A 15,965-nucleotide genomic window follows, 5' to 3' on the forward strand; every position below is an offset into this window, starting at 1 on the left:
CGAAAAGTGGTGTTCATTAAGGGGATGAAAACCGAAAAAGCGAGAGCGCAACCGAAAAATGGTGTTCATAAAGTGAATGAAAGTCCAAATAGCAACAACGGCAATAAAAGTTGTTCATTAACCAGCATCTCAATTCCTCCCACCCCAACCATCCCAAAGCCAGTATTTACAAACAACCAGATTCATACATAGCTCTCTTAAAGGAAAGGCAATATATACAGTAGACTTCACTGTACATAGGATTGTTTTCCTATAGGCGGAATAATTGCCATTAAACATCATAACCCTTAATATTACTATCAAGACAAGCCATTTATAAAAGCGTAATTATCCTCAAATAACGCCTACGATTTTTCATAATAGGAAAATTAAGCGTATATAGGAGGCTTGTAAAATACTAGTTAGTACAAAATTGTGCTGGCAATTAGTAACATTTCTCGATAGTAACGAGAATTTAGGTTAATTGTAGGAACTAATAATCCCGAAAGGAGGAGCTAAACATGGAGAACAAAAAAGAAGGATCTTCCAAGCAAAACGCCCAATTTAATATTTTACGAAATGACCCTACAAAAGGTGACGGTGGTTACGGAGTAGGCTCTATTTCCTTGGAGAATGTTACACCGATTATTATTGATCGAGAAACGCAAAAAGTATTTATTGATATGGATGCTTTGCATGGCAGAAGCAAAGTAGAACAAAAAGTATTCTTTAAGAATGTGACGAAAGAAGAAGTGTTAGAACTAGATCCACATAAATATTGGGTTATTTGGCTTGCGTTAGATAGGAATCAGAAGGGGGTTCACTATTCTGGGGCAGGAGCTTGTGAAATTTTGGTAGCGAAGCAAACGAAAGAAGGAAGTAGAAGAATTTTTGGCTATAAGTCGATGCCTGAGCATGTAAATAGTCTTGATAAAGCAATCAAAAGAAAATTTGCATTAGACATAATGGATGAAGAATCCAAACAATCTTTAAAAAAGTTCCTGATTGATTTCAACAGTGAATATTGGGAGAAATCTCCCAAGGAATTGAAAAATAGCCTATAAAAAGAAAGGTGAATCAATTGAAAAAATACGGAGTAGATCCAAGCAAAGGCTTAGAGTTTGGAATATATACACTAGGTGATCATTTGCCCAACCCGCTAACAGGAGAGCGAATTTCTGCGGAAGAGCGTGTGCATGAAATCATCGAGTATGCAAAATTAGCCGATCAAGCAGGACTTGATTTCTTTAGTGTCGGGGAGAGTCACCAAGAATATTTTGTCACACAAGCACATTCTGTTGTTTTATCAGCAATTGCCCAGGCAACAAAAAATATTAAAATTGCTAGCTCCTCTACGATTATTAGTACCTCCGATCCAGTTCGAGTTTATGAGGATTTTGCGACAATTGATTTAATTTCGAAAGGTCGTGCAGAAATTATTGCTGGCCGTGCATCAAGAGTAGGATTATTTGATTTATTAGGCTATGATCTTCGTAATTATGAAGAATTATTTGAAGAAAAATTTGATTTATTAATGAAAATTAATGAAGAGGAAGTAGTGAACTGGAGTGGGGAATTCCGTGCGCCATTAAGAAATGCACAGGTTTTGCCACGCCCTAAAAATAGATTTATTCCCATTTGGCGAGCTGTTGGAGGAACCCCAGCTAGTGCAATAAGAGCAGGGATTGCAGGAGCACCAATGTTTATGGCTCATTTAGGAGGTCCAGCATCTGTATTCAAACGTACCATAGATGCCTATCGCGAAGCAGCGCGCAATAGTGGGTTTGACCCAGCAGAATTACCAGTAGCAACAGCAGGCTTTTTCTATGCAGCAGACTCATCTCAACAAGCATTGAAGGATATGTATCCACATATTAATGAAGGAATGAAAAAAACAAACGGAGCTGGTTTCCCAAAACAGCATTTTGCACAGGGAGTAGATCCACATAATATTATGAATATCGGAAGCCCTCAGCAAATTATTGAAAAAATTCTTTATCAACATGAAATGTTTGGACATCAACGCTATATTGCACAAATTGACTTTGGTGGTATGCCATTTGAAAAAGTCATGAAAAATGTGGAAATCATTGGTGCGGAAATATTGCCGGCTATTCGAAAATACACCAAAAAATCGGAGGCATAAGAAATGAAGATTGTTGGATTATCTGGTTCAAAAGTCGGATCGAAAACAAGAACAGCAATGGACTATACAATGAAAGCTATCACGGATAATTATCCGGAAGTTGAGATAACGTTACTCGACTTAGCTGATTATGATATCCAATTCAGTGATGGAAGAAACTATTTAGAGTATGAAGGCGACACGGGATATATTACCAAAACATTAATGGAAGCAGATGCTATTATTATCGGAACACCGGTTTTCCAAGCATCAATTCCAGCGACGTTAAAAAATATTTTTGATTTACTGCCTCAAAATGCCTTTCGTGATAAAGTTGTTAGTATCGTCGTAACAGCAGGTTCAGCGAAGCATTATTTAATTGTCGAACAGCAATTGAAACCAATATTAGCTTATATGAAAGCACAAATTGTCCAAACATATGTATTCATCGAGGAAAAAGATTTCTATCGAAAAGAAATCGCTGATGATGATGTCCTTTTCCGTATTGAACGATTAGTGGAAGATACGATAATACTAACAGAAACCTTTACGGAAATAAGAGAAAAGAAGGAAGCAAAATACGATTTTTAATGTAAAATAGGAAATCCTTTTTTGTGCATTTTATATTGTTAATTTTTATACATTTTAGTCTATAAAGTATTTAAATATACTTTTTAAAAATGGACAATTAAATAAAGAGCCAGCATTTTTCAATCGTAAAAATGCTGGCTTCTTCATCGCAGATAGGAAAAAATAATTATTGGTAGAAAATGAAGCGATAAAAATTTTTCCTTCTAAAGTCCTTTCTAACTATTTTTTTGTTTATCCGTTTTAAATATATGTTATCATCAACGTAAGAATACACTAGTTGCGTCATTTGGAGGAACATATGAAACGAATCTTTTTTTATACTATTTTAATTATCTCTTTTCTGATAGCGGTTGCATACTCCTTGTATTCTTATAGACAGTCTCAAATTTATGATCAGAAAATGCTAGAAGTGATTGCAGAGGAGACGCCCTTATCTAAATATCATTTTGCGTTAATTGGAGAAGAAATGGATCATGATTATTGGCGCTTAGTAGGGGCAGGAGCAAAAAAAGCTGCGTTGGAAAATGAGGTTTTTGTTGAATATGAAGGACCAAAGCGGTCTAACCCTGAAGAACAATTAAAGCTTCTAGATATGGCGATACAAGCTAAAGTTGATGGCATTATTGTGCAAGCGCTTAACGATAATTTCACTCCATTGATTAACAAGGCTGTTAAGGAAGGAATTCCTGTTATTACGATTGATACAGATGCGCCGGATAGCCTACGTAATGCTTATATTGGCACAGATAATTATGCAGCTGGTCAATTGGCAGGAGAAGCATTAGTGAAGGATACTGGCGGAAAAGCTACCATTGGTATTATTACTGGTGGAGTGGATAATGCCTATAATCAGCATCAATTAAGAGTGCAAGGCTTTAGAGATGCAATTGCTAAGGTGGAAGGAATTAAGATTATTGCGATAGATGAGTCAAACCTCACAAGAGTACAAGCAGAAGAGAAGGCTTACAAGATGTTGACAGAGCATAGGGATATTACCGCGTTTTATGGAACGAGTTCATTAGATGGGATTGGGATTGTTGCTGCAGCAAGCTCATTAAATAAACAGGATGACTTGTATGTCATATCATTTGATGCATTAGATGAAAATATTGATTTGCTAAATAAAGGGGAGATAAATGCCATTGTTGCACAGGAGCCTTTTGAAATGGGAGAAAAAAGTATTGAATTAATGTTGAATCTCATAGAAAAGAAGTCTATTCCTCTGGTTAATCATACGAATGCAGCAATCATCCATCGAAATGACATGGATATGATAGTAGAGAAAAAGGGGAATGCCCATGATTAGAATTCGTACGAAGCTGCTTATATATTTTGGCGTCATTTTACTTTTACTTTTGCTATTATTTTGGATTCGGGAACATAGTAATCAACAAGTTAAGGATTTATATGATGAGAATATGGAATATTTTTTCTTATTAAATGAAATGACGAAAGAGACGAATCAGACCTATCAGTCGTTACAAATATATGTTCATGAACCATTAATGGAAAATTTAACCTCATATAAGGAAGAAAAAGAGAAGTTTATCAGATTACAGCGGCAATTTATTGTAATTGAAAAAGAAGGAATCCCGAAGAAAAATCTAGTAAATATGATGGATAACTTTCGAGTGCAAACAGAAAAGACAGTAGAGGGAATCGAGAACCAAGATATCCAACAATATTCTACCTCTTTAAAGGAAGTGGAAAAGATATCGAGCTATATTCATGAGAAGGCACTTGATTTGATTGATGAAAAGCTAACTGAATATCAAGAGGTTTCCTTTCTGCTAGATAAAAAAATTATCCATACGAAAAATATGGGGACTACGATTCTATTTGCTATCATCCTATTAAGCATTTTATTTGCACTATGGTTTTCCAATGGAATTACAAGAACCATTGGACGGTTGACAAAGGAAGCAGAAGAAATTTCCGCCGGAAGATATGCCGGACCGGATATCATTGTCTCTCAAAAGGATGAGCTATGGTTTTTAACCAAAACATTTAATGAGATGAAAAAAAATATTTTAGAGTCCGTCAGTCAAATAGAAGAGAAAGCTAAGTTAGGTCATTTACTTAAGGAGATGGAATTGAAGAGCTTACAAAATCAAATTAATCCCCATTTCCTTTTTAATACACTGAATACTATTTCAAAAACAGCTTACATTGAAGGAGCAGATCTTACATGTGAACTAATCTCTTCTGTGTCTGCCTTGCTTCGTTATAATATTGGTAGCCTTGATCGCCAAACAATTTTGAAAGACGAGGTTACCATTGTGAAGGAATACTTTTTTATCCAAAAAACGCGTTTTGGTGGAAGAGTGGAATTTATAGAAGAAATTGACCCGGCTTGTTTATCGGCACCGATTCCTTGCTTAACCTTGCAGCCGATTATTGAAAATGCATTTATACATGGAATTGAGAGTTTGGCAAAAGGGGCTACGATTACCCTATCAATCTATGAAAAGAATGAAAAGGTATGGATTGAAGTGATGGACAATGGTGTAGGGATGGATCAGGAGACAATCGGCCGATTAATGGACTTAAGAGAAGAAACAGAAAGGCAAGTAATGAAAAAAGGCTCCGGTCACTCTACTGGAATTGGTATGAGTAATGTGATTAAACGGCTACGATTATTCGATAAAGACAGTCAGGTAAAGATACGTTCTACTATTGGAGAAGGAACAACCGTAATCATTAGTTTGAATAAATATGGAAAGGGGGCTTACTCGTGATCAAAATAATGCTAGTAGACGATGAACCAATTGAAAGAGAAGGATTAAAGCTAATGCTTAGCCGAAATCGTTCTAATTTTGAAGTCATTGCAGAAGCAGAAAATGGAAAAGAAGCGGTTGAGCTTGCTCTTACCCATAAGCCAGATTTAGTATTTATGGATATTAAGATGCCAGAATTTGATGGGATTGAAGCGATTAGACGAATACATGCCTCTAATCCAACGATGAAATATATAATGGTTTCTGCTTTTGATACATTTGATTATGCCAGAGAAGCGATGAAATTTGGGATTAAAGAATATTTACTTAAACCAAGTAAAGTTTCGGAACTATTAGAGGCGTTTGATGGGATGGCAGAAGAGATTGAACAGGAGAAACAAGAGAGGATGAAGAAGCAGGAAATCCATCATCGATTGGAGAGAGTTAGTTCTGTTATTGAAATGGAATTTATCGTATCTTTTATTATGGATTATGTATATGAGTTTAATCAGGAAGAGTGGGATGAATGGCTCGACCTTGAACAGAAGAAAGGCTTTGTCGCCGTTTTCTCCTTTGAATCAGATAAACAGCATCCTAGTAGAGAAGTGAAAAGCTATTGGTATCGAATCCTAAAGCAAGCATTGCAAGAACAAGAGCTTCAATGTCTTGTTGGACCATTAACAGGCTTTCAGGTCCCTATACTAGTTTTAATCAATGAAAATGAGCAACCAGATAGAGACATAAGAGATGCTTTTTCTCGAAAGATTATTCATGATGTGCAAAATCAACTTGAACAGTGCTATTTATATGCAGGGGTGGGAACGCTTGTTTCAAGTGTTCAACAGTTTTCTGATTCCTATAAAGAGGCCATCTATGCATTAGAGCTCGTTCATAGCCATCCAAGTGCAGCTTATATGGCTTATAATGAACGAGTGAAACAAAAACGAAAACAGTTAATTCCCTTTGAGGTGGAGAAAGAGCTGCTGGATGCAGTGAAAAAAGGGGATAGCCAAAAAGGATTGCAAATGTTTGAAACCTATTTTCATTCCATTCAACAGGCATCTGATTTCCAACCAAGAGCAATACAAAAAGCAATGGAGAATTTCTTTATCGTATTAACTCGTTCTATGAGAGAACTAGGGTTTGAAGAGGAAATTGACACGAGTTTAGGCCAATTTGATAGCCCAATGCAAATTAAAGAGGCGGTGAAAGCTCGTTTGTTGGTTCTTATCAAGCGCCTAGGAGAATGGCGATCAAATGGGATACGAGCACTATTATTACAAGCAAAAGATTATATGGATAAAAATTATGATAGAGCTATAACGCTTGATGAGGTTGCTGATCAAATTGGAATTAGTTCATTTTATTTAAGCAAATTATTTAAAGAACGATTCCAGGTGACATTTATTGACTATTTAACGAAAACACGATTAGAAAGAGCAAAGAACCTTTTATTAGATCCCCATGTGCCATTAAAGGAAATTGCCTTAACAATTGGCTACAAGGATCCAAACTATTTTAGTAGAGTATTTAAAAAAGAAACAGGAATGAGCCCAAGTGAGTATCGAATAAAATATCAGCAGTAAAACAGCGATCTTTGGTCGTTGTTTTTTTATGCAGTTAAATGAAAAAATGGTTTTGTTCCATTCAACACCCGATTTTAATAATTTTCTAAAGCACTTTTTTAATAGACTCAAAAAAATGAGGGACTTTACAAGAAAGTCTAGATAATAACAAAAAAGTGAAGAGGAAAGTGCTATAAAGAATGCGTTTTCGTGATAATTTAGTTATATGTAATGAATGAATTAAATGCATGGTTAAATAAAAATGAAAACGGAATCAATGGTGTTGTCAAGGAGGAGAGAAGACACGATATTTACTAGATAGACTAAAAAAGTGATTATGATTAGCAGAAATGAAAAGGCTGCCAGTAATCAAAGAGGGGAGGAAAGAAGGAGATTATGTCTCTTTCAAATATATGGTAAATAAAAATAGTTATTTTTATATCGTACTAATCACGTTGGTTGCAACACTTGGAGGCTTGCTATTTGGGTATGATACAGCAGTAATTTCTGGGGCGGAAGGATCGCTTCAAGCCTATTTTACAGAGGGATTAGGCCTTAGTTCCCTTGTGCATGGAATTACCGTATCAAGTGCTTTAATTGGTTGTATAATTGGTGGTTTTATATCCGGATCCTTTGCTACGAATTTTGGACGAAAATACTCCCTTATTATCTCAGCGGTACTATTTTTAATCTCAGCTCTTGGATCTGCGTTTCCTGAATTTTTATTTTTTACAAAAGGGGAACCTACATATGCTCTTTTAATTACTTTTAATATCTATCGAATTATTGGAGGAGTTGGTGTAGGGTTAGCTTCAGCAATCTCACCTATGTATATCGGGGAAATGGCCCCTCCAAAAATTAGAGGTACCTTGGTTTCTTTAAATCAATTTGCGATTATCTTTGGGATGCTTGTTGTTTATTTTGTAAACTGGGGTATTGCAAGAGGGCAAACCATAGAGTGGGTAAATGACATCGGTTGGCGCTATATGTTCCTGTCAGAAGCAATCCCTGCAGTGCTATTCCTAGTCTTATTATTTACAGTGCCAGAAACACCACGTTATCTTGTTTCAAAAAATCAGGATGAGAAGGCAATGAATGTTCTATCCAGATTATACGAAAAAACGATGGCAAAAGCGACTATGTTTGAAATTAAGGCATCCTTTAATGAAAATACATCGAAAGCAAAGCTGTTTACTTTCGGTAAGAAAATTGTAGTGATTGGGATTTTATTATCGGTCTTCCAGCAATTCGTTGGAATAAATGTGGCTTTATATTATGCACCACGCATTTTTGAAAGCATGGGTGCAGCAAGAGATGCTTCCATGTTCCAAACAATTATTATGGGCTTAGTTAATGTTGTTTTCACACTTATCGCGATTTTTACAGTGGATAGATTCGGACGTAAACCATTATTAATTATCGGTTCTGTTGGGATGACAATCGGTATGTTTGGGGTAGCAGCCATGGCGTTCTCAAACAAAATTGGAATTGCAACATTGATCTTCATCATTATTTATACTGCGTCATTTATGATGTCATGGGGACCAGTAGTGTGGGTACTCATCTCAGAAATCTTCCCGAATAGAGTAAGAGCACAAGCTGTCGCAATTGCGGTAGCAGCACAATGGGCAGCAAACTACTTTATTTCTTCCACATACCCAGCAATGATGGAGGTAAGTGGTGGATTAACCTATTCCTTCTATGGAATTATGAGTCTACTATCAGCAATGTTCATTTGGAAGTTTGTACCGGAAACAAAAGGTAGATCATTAGAAGAACTAGAGAAAATGCTTGTTAATTCTCAGAAAAAGGATGAAGATGTAGCGTAAGGTATGATGGGAAAAGCAGGGGACTAGTCCTCTGCTTTATTTTATTTTTGAAAGGAAGCGGTATTGGCTGAAAAAAGTGGAGTTTGGCTGATAAAAATAAATTTTGGCTGAAAAAAGTGGAGTTTGGCTGATAAAAATAAATTTTGGCTGAAAAGGGAGCGAGTTTGGCTGATATAAACAAATTTTGGCTGAAAAGCGAGCATGTTTGGCTGATAAAAAAATATTTTGGGCTGAAAAGCGAGCATGCTTGGCTGGAAAAATCTAATTTTCGCAAATCATCGCATTCACAGTTTAGTTTTTACAACGAGAGTGAAATGAAAAATATATTGTAAGCGATTGTATCATTCCCTATGCTTATGCTATGATTAAATGGAATTTGAAATGAAACGGAGGTTTTCCTTTTGACAGCATCAATGAGATTAAGATTCCCACTTTTCATCGTTAATTAAATACGTGTGGATACTCTTCTTATAGAAGAAACGGGATTGGTCTGTCTATTTATTGGAAACCTGAATGAATGGTTTATAAAAAGAGGGAAGAATACCATGTCTTCGCTCTTTTTTTCTGCCTTATAGATAGAGATAGACTTATTCTAAATGATCAAATAATGAGAAATGTGAGGTTTAGGAATGAGTACAGTTAATCATAAAGAAAATTGGTATCGGAATATCGTGTTGTTTCTTAGTAGTCAGACGATATCCCTGTTTGGATCGTCGCTTGTGCAATACGCCATTATGTGGCATATAACGTTGACAACAGAATCTGGCTTAATGATGACGTTATTTATACTTTGCGGCTTTCTTCCAACGTTTATTTTGTCGCCAGTCGCTGGAGTTTGGGCAGATCGCTATAATCGCAAAATGTTGATTATGCTATCAGATGGGCTTATTGCATTTGCGACACTTATATTGGCCATTTTGTTTTTAATGGGATATGATGCGATTTGGCTGCTGTTTGTGATGGCAGCGGTTCGAGCATTTGGAACAGGGATTCAAACACCATCTGTCGGTGCGATTTTGCCACAAATTGTTCCAAAGGATAAGCTGACAAAGGTTAATGGGGTTAATGGAAGTATCCAAGCGATTATCATGTTCGTTTCACCAATGGTAAGTGCTGCTTTATTGACTTTGGCATCCATTGAAACCATCTTTTTCATTGATGTCGTGACAGCGGCAATTGCTATCTTTACTTTGCTTGCCTTTTTAAAGATTCCAGCACACCAAAAGGCAACGGAAGAACAATCAACAAGTTATTTTAGTGATTTTAAAGAAGGCCTGAAGTATGTAAATAATCATGCCTTTTTGAAAAAATTCTTTCTATTCTTTGCGATTTTCTTCGTGCTAATGGCACCTGCGGCATTTTTGACTCCTTTGCAGGTTACGCGCAGCTTTGGAGATGATGTCTGGAGATTAACTGCGATTGAGATAGCTTTTTCCCTTGGAATGATGGTAGGCGGAGGAGTCATCGCATCATGGGGTGGATTTGAGAACAAAATAAAAACAATGACCCTGGCAAGCATCATTATGGGTGTTTGTACATTTGCACTGGGGATTATTCCCTTCTTTTGGATCTATTTAGCATTCATGGCATTGTTCGGTGTGGCTATGCCAATCTTTAATACACCGACGACTGTTTTATTACAGGAAAAAATAGAAGAGGGGTTTTTAGGAAGAGTTTTCGGTGTAATGGGAATGATTTCTACTTCTATGATGCCAATTGGAATGTTAATATTTGGTCCAATTGCAGATTTCATTAAAATCGAATGGTTATTATTAGGAACTGGAGTGTTTATAATTATTCTGTCCATTTTCTTAGGAAGAGACAAGGTGTTGATTGAAGCAGGAAAGCCTGCTGTTCAGGAATCTTAATTGGACTGCTAGAGGATAATAATAACAAAGAAAACAACCTAATATTTAACGGAAAAATGTTTAGACTTAGCTAGCGCATTTATTTCTGCGTTTAGTTAAGTCTTTTTGCTTTTTGAAAAGTTCTACTCCCCGAGGAATGAAATTCGATATTGTTTCTTGTATAATGAATAAATGTATCGGTAACGACAAAAAATCAGGAAACGTTTAATCGATTTTTAAGCGTCAACGAGGGATAGAAATGAAAAGAAAAAGAAAATCTGCAACGAATACAATTATTGTCTTAATAATGGTAATATACTTTGGCTACTTATTTACTAATAGTACAATCAAGCAGAATACGGAACAAAGATTGTTGAAATATTTACCAGAAATTACGAATGAACTAGAATCCAATCAGTTAAATGCAGAGGAGCTTGCGCCGGTTGTGCTAGCCATCATGGATCAAGAAAGCCATGGAAAAGGAAATGATCCGATGCAATCCTCTGAATCTGCTGGGCTAAATAGAAATGCAATAGAAGACCCGTTAGAAAGTATTAAGCAAGGAGTTTTTCACTTTGCAGAAATGTACAAGTATGGTCAGACGCAAGGAGTCGATATGGAAGCTATTATCCAGAGCTATAATATGGGGCCAGGCTATATTGATTTTATTGTCAGGAATAATCAAGTCGAACATAGTGAGGAATCTGCGAAGACTTATTCAGAATATATGGTTGAACAATCGCCAACGATTTATACATGTAATAATGACAAGTTGAATTTTCGTTACCCATATTGCTATGGTGACTTTAGCTATGCGGAAAAAGTAACGTCAAAAGTAGAAGAAATGAGTAGTATGATTGAAAAATATGCTCGGAAATTATAGGAGGAAAATATAAATGAAGCTTTATAAATCTGTACTTGAGTTAATAGGGAATACGCCTATAGTTCAATTAAATCGAATCCCTCAAACGACTGGGGCGGAGGTTTACATAAAATTAGAATCTTTTAACCCAGGTGGAAGTGTTAAAGACCGTGCTGCTTTAAATATGATTGAATGTGCCGAAAAAGAAGGAAAGCTTATTCCAGGAAAAAGTACGATTATTGAGCCAACTTCAGGAAATACCGGTATTGGCATTGCGATGGTAGCAGCTGTGAAAGGCTACCGTTGTATCATTACGATGCCAGATAATGCCACAAAAGAACGTGTGCAAATTTTAAAAGCATATGGTGCAGAGGTACATTTAACGCCAGGAAGCAGACGGATGCAAGGAGCGATTGATGAGGCGAATCGTTTAGCTAGTGATATGGCAGATAGCTTCATTCCTATGCAGTTTGAAAATCCGGCAAATGCTGATGCACATCGAGGTACTACAGCTGTAGAAATTTATGAAGCTTTTGAAGGAAAGCTAGATGCACTTGTATTAACTGCTGGTACAGGCGGAACTGTTACTGGTGTTGGAGAAGAATTAAAGAAATTAATCCCTAGCATAAAAATATATGTAGTAGAGCCATTTGGTTCTCCAGTATTGTCAGGTGGGAAACCAGGTCCCCATAAAATCCCAGGGACTGGCCCAGGCTTTATTCCTAAAATTTTAAATCGTGACATTTTTGATGAAGTATTACTAATTAAAGATCCTGATGCGGAAATAATGGCAAGACGTCTTGCATCTGAAGAAGGTATTTTTGTAGGTGCATCAGGTGCTTCTAGTGCCCATTTTGCTGTACAAATTGCAAATGAACTTCCACCAACTGCTAAAGTGCTATGCCTAGCACCAGATACAGGAGAGCGTTACTTATCATCGGATTTATTTGTTTAAGCTATATTTAATGGAAATGGGTAGTCTCCTTGTAGGGGGGCTGCTCTTTTTTTGCTTTTAGAGTGGGGAGTAATCTGCGTATTCGGTGTTTGGCTCATATATTAAAAATTTGGCTCATATGTGAAAGAGTTTGGCTCATATATTAGAATTTTGGATCATATGTGAAAGAGTTTGGATTATATATTAGAATTTTGGCTCATATGTATGAATAGTTGGCTCATACATTTATTAACTAGTTAACGAAAAAGCTTCTTTTTATAAAAATAACAAAAAAAGAGTGCATTCTATTTTAAAAAGGAAGCACTCCAATATAATAACCGATGATATTAAAAAGCAGGCACCATAGGAAGGAGCCGATAGCTGCAAAAAGGATATATTTTGATAGATTCATGCCAGAAACGCCTGAAAAGTAGGAGGTTAATCTTCTGACACCTGGGATGAAATTGGCAATAACAATCGTCCAGGGACCATATTGATCGAACCATTTTTCCACTCGCTCTAATTTGGCAGGGGTTAGCTTCACCCATTTACCATGTGTGAGCAGAAATGGTTTTCCTATTTTCCTGCCTAATGTGTAATTAATAATCATGGCACTAAGTGCACCAATAAAACAAATAATATCAGCAAGAAGGAAATTCATCATGGAAATGGAGGTAAGATAGCCTACAAAGGTTAATAAAGCTTCATCTGGTATAGGAATACCAAGACCACTTAATGCAAAAAGAGCGAATATGGCAATATACCCGTAGTGGGATATGAATTGTATAGAGGCACTCATTTTATTTACTCCGTTCTTTCATTCTAGAAAACTAGCAAAATTTAAACAGCGCATCTTATAGGAAAGATTGTTAATAATTGCGCCTTTCTTATCATACAGGGAAATAATTAAAAAGGGGAGGACTTTTCTTTATAAAAATATATTTTGATTTTAATGATAATAAGCTGACTAAAATTAAAATTTATACATAATGTAGATAATGAAAATGAAAACAAGAATCAGTGATTGAGTCCAGATTACTTTCTTGCTAAAACCAGCTCTTTTTTCTAAAAAGAAAATATAACCGTTCATGAGACCAAAACCTAAAATAAGTGGTGGTATAGCCATTGAACGAAAGTTGGAGGAGATTGCATTTACGATAAATATGGAAACAATAACCATCCCAATCGAGCCAATTACTAGTTCAAAATACAGTCTTCTTTTTTCCACAAAATTATACCCCCTCTAATATGAAAAAATCACCATTATTTACATATATAAGAATATCATAAATATATTGAAACTAACGAAGAAATAACTCCCGTATGATTTGACTTTGCGCATTATTTGAATTACTTTAATCACAAATAGAAAAGTAATCTCGGGAAAATGAAATATTCTAGGAAGAATAGAAGGAGGTTTTCTGAGTATGAGAACAACAATTGAAAAAGCACTTTCCTTAGGTTTAGGTTTAGCGATCGCAGGTAAAGAACAAGTAGAGAAAACAGTGGAAGAATTAGTGAAGAAAGGAGAGGTAAGCAAAAATGAATCAAAGGATTTAATCAATCATTTGATTCAAAAAGGAGAGGAAATGAAAAGTCAGCTGGAAGCAGTTGCGAAAGAAAAGGTTAATGCGGCATATGGGGAATTAAAGCTAGCGACTTTAGAAGATGTGAAGAAATTAGAAAGAAGAATTGAGGCATTAGAAAGAAAAAATCTCGACGAATAAAGTAGGTTTCTAAATGGGTGTAAGTAAACGTATTAGACAGATGAAAAGATATCGGAAAATCACGTCTATTCTCGCTCGCAACGGAATAGGCTTTTTTTCCAACAAAATGGGATTGGAGGAGAAGTTTTTTTTTCATAAAGAACATCCTCCTAAAAGTACGGGACGTCGCATACGCTTAGTTCTAGAAGAACTAGGGACGACCTTTATTAAGCTTGGGCAGATTGCCAGTACTCGTCCTGATATAATCCCACCAGAAATAATCAATGAGCTAAAGGAGTTGCAAGATCAGGTTCCTCCATTTACTTATGAAGAGGCAGTGCGGATTTTAGAGGAAGAGTTGGGAAATTCCGTTGATAATCTGTTCCAGCAATTTTCCGAGACTCCTTTAGCAGCAGCGTCTATTGGTCAAGTGCATAAAGCTATTCTGAAGGATGGGACAAATGTTGCTGTAAAGATTCAACGACCTAATATTAACGCCTTAATCGAGACGGATTTAGAAATTATAGCTGATTTAGCTCGAATCGCGGAAAATACATGGGCATGGGCGAAACAATATCGTCTTCGTGAGATAGTCGACGAATTAGCAAAAGGGCTGCTTACAGAATTAAATTATGGGATAGAAGCAAGAAACATGGAGCGCTTTTTCGAACATAATAAATCGTTAGGATATGTTGTTATTCCATCTGTTTACTGGAACTATTCCACAAAGAAAGTATTGACGATGGATTATATAGAAGGCATAAAGCTTTCCGACCATCAGCGCTTAGATGACGCCGGAATCGATCGTGAACAACTGGCAGAAAGATTAGCCTATATTATTTTTTATCAGATTTTAGAGGTTGGTCATTTTCATGCAGATCCCCATCCAGGAAATGTACTTGCACTACGGGATGGAAGAATCGTTTTATTAGATTTTGGAATGGTTGGACAGCTTTCCTCCTATACGAAAAAGAATTTTGCTTCTTTTGTAGTGGCTCTTCGCAATAAAAGCACGAAAGGGATTATCCGAGCTATTTCTGATTTAGGGATGATTCCAGAAAATGTTGATATAAAAAAATTAACGGCAGATGTGGAAGAAATGCGTGATAAATATTATGATATTCCATTGCAGGAAGTAAGTGTCGGGGAAGCAATTAATGATTTGTTTATTATTGCATTTCGACATAATATTAGAATTCCAACGGAGTTAACACTTTTAGGAAAGTCGTTAATGACAATGGAAGGGGTTGTCGTTTCCTTAGATCCTACGTTTAGCGTATTTGATGTGGCCGAGCCATTTGGAAGAAAACTCTTTTTAGATAAGCTAAAGCCTTGGAAGATAGTCAAAAGCATAACGGAGGAGATTCCAGAGTATTTTGCTTCTATAAAAGATATTCCATTGACGGTTAAACAGTTTATGGGAATCTTGCGAAAAGGAAAAATTGAGGTAGAATTTACATCGCCACAACTCGATTTATTAATCAAGAAGATAGACCGTTTCAGTAACCAGATAGCATTTAGCATCGTATTACTTGCATTAAGTATTGTGATGGTTGGTCTAATTATTGGTGTTGCACTTAGTGGGGTGCAAACGGTTCTCTGGAAATTTCCGATTATCGAAATTGGTTTTTCCATTGCTATGCTGATGGTTGCTTGGCTTATTTACTCCATTTTCCGGTCAGGAAGATTTTAGCTTATGATTAAACTTCCTCATATCGTAACAAATTAAAAGTGTTAAAGACTCTTTATAGAGTTTTTGACACTTTTTTCTTTTATCTACCTCCCAAAGGGGCTGTTTGCATAAAATTAC

General features: G+C 36.2%; 16 protein-coding genes. 14 read left to right on the forward strand and 2 right to left on the reverse strand.

From position 1 onward, the window contains the following. From RTL21_RS15690 to cysK, 12 genes are all read left to right on the forward strand, one after another. On the forward strand, positions 1-192 hold a 192-nt coding region (locus tag RTL21_RS15690), incomplete at its 5' end, for a hypothetical protein (RefSeq protein WP_312097074.1). 308 nt (positions 193-500) lie between these two features. Next, the gene (locus RTL21_RS15695; protein ID WP_312097076.1) at positions 501-1,043 is read left to right on the forward strand and encodes a YwhD family protein; all 543 of its coding nucleotides are present in this window, start codon (positions 501-503) and stop codon (positions 1,041-1,043) included. A gap of 17 nt (positions 1,044-1,060) precedes the next feature. After that, complete coding sequence (locus RTL21_RS15700; protein ID WP_312097185.1) at positions 1,061-2,125, forward strand: LLM class flavin-dependent oxidoreductase; 1,065 nt, start codon at positions 1,061-1,063, stop codon at positions 2,123-2,125. 3 nt (positions 2,126-2,128) lie between these two features. Then, positions 2,129-2,695, forward strand: coding sequence for an NADPH-dependent FMN reductase (locus RTL21_RS15705; protein ID WP_312097078.1), 567 nt, complete (start codon positions 2,129-2,131; stop codon positions 2,693-2,695). A 298-nt stretch (positions 2,696-2,993) separates the two neighbouring features. Beyond that, positions 2,994-4,001 carry a sugar-binding protein gene (locus tag RTL21_RS15710; RefSeq protein ID WP_312097080.1) on the forward strand — a complete coding sequence of 336 codons (1,008 nt, stop codon included), beginning with the start codon at positions 2,994-2,996 and terminating at the stop codon, positions 3,999-4,001. After that, positions 3,994-5,433: a sensor histidine kinase gene (locus RTL21_RS15715; RefSeq protein ID WP_312097082.1), complete on the forward strand. Its 1,440-nt coding sequence runs from the start codon at positions 3,994-3,996 to the stop codon at positions 5,431-5,433. Before RTL21_RS15710 ends, RTL21_RS15715 begins: the two co-directional genes overlap by 8 nt. Beyond that, entirely contained in the window at positions 5,430-6,998 is a 1,569-nt protein-coding gene (locus RTL21_RS15720; protein ID WP_312097084.1) for a response regulator, read from the forward strand. The genes RTL21_RS15715 and RTL21_RS15720 overlap by 4 nt, the downstream gene beginning before the upstream one ends. Positions 6,999-7,390: 392 nt before the next feature. After that, positions 7,391-8,806: a D-xylose transporter XylE gene (gene xylE, locus RTL21_RS15725; protein WP_312097086.1), complete on the forward strand. Its 1,416-nt coding sequence runs from the start codon at positions 7,391-7,393 to the stop codon at positions 8,804-8,806. Between the two features lie 143 nt (positions 8,807-8,949). Further along, positions 8,950-9,138, forward strand: coding sequence for a hypothetical protein (locus RTL21_RS15730; protein WP_312097088.1), 189 nt, complete (start codon positions 8,950-8,952; stop codon positions 9,136-9,138). Between the two features lie 297 nt (positions 9,139-9,435). Further along, positions 9,436-10,674 (forward strand): MFS transporter, encoded by a 1,239-nt coding sequence (locus RTL21_RS15735; protein WP_312097089.1) that lies wholly within the window; start codon positions 9,436-9,438, stop codon positions 10,672-10,674. Between the two features lie 238 nt (positions 10,675-10,912). Beyond that, on the forward strand, positions 10,913-11,536 hold the full coding sequence (locus tag RTL21_RS15740) for a lysozyme family protein (protein ID WP_312097090.1): 624 nt from the start codon (positions 10,913-10,915) through the stop codon (positions 11,534-11,536). Between the two features lie 13 nt (positions 11,537-11,549). Next, positions 11,550-12,470: a cysteine synthase A gene (cysK, locus tag RTL21_RS15745; RefSeq protein ID WP_312097092.1), complete on the forward strand. Its 921-nt coding sequence runs from the start codon at positions 11,550-11,552 to the stop codon at positions 12,468-12,470. A 289-nt stretch (positions 12,471-12,759) separates the two neighbouring features. On the opposite strand, the gene RTL21_RS15750 is transcribed toward cysK, so the two are convergent. Both RTL21_RS15750 and RTL21_RS15755 read right to left on the reverse strand, forming a co-directional pair. After that, positions 12,760-13,248, reverse strand: coding sequence for a DedA family protein (locus RTL21_RS15750; RefSeq protein WP_312097094.1), 489 nt, complete (start codon positions 13,246-13,248; stop codon positions 12,760-12,762). 174 nt (positions 13,249-13,422) lie between these two features. After that, on the reverse strand, positions 13,423-13,677 hold the full coding sequence (locus tag RTL21_RS15755; protein WP_312097096.1) for a hypothetical protein: 255 nt from the start codon (positions 13,675-13,677) through the stop codon (positions 13,423-13,425). Positions 13,678-13,876: 199 nt separating this feature from the next. On the opposite strand from RTL21_RS15755, the gene RTL21_RS15760 reads away from it, so the two are divergent. Then, positions 13,877-14,176, forward strand: coding sequence for a phasin family protein (locus tag RTL21_RS15760; protein WP_312097097.1), 300 nt, complete (start codon positions 13,877-13,879; stop codon positions 14,174-14,176). 13 nt (positions 14,177-14,189) lie between these two features. Then, positions 14,190-15,848: an ABC1 kinase family protein gene (locus tag RTL21_RS15765; RefSeq protein WP_312097098.1), complete on the forward strand. Its 1,659-nt coding sequence runs from the start codon at positions 14,190-14,192 to the stop codon at positions 15,846-15,848. Positions 15,849-15,965 lie beyond the last annotated feature (117 nt).

The organism is Niallia sp., from assembly GCF_031978665.1.
Lineage (GTDB): Bacteria > Bacillota > Bacilli > Bacillales > Cytobacillaceae > Niallia.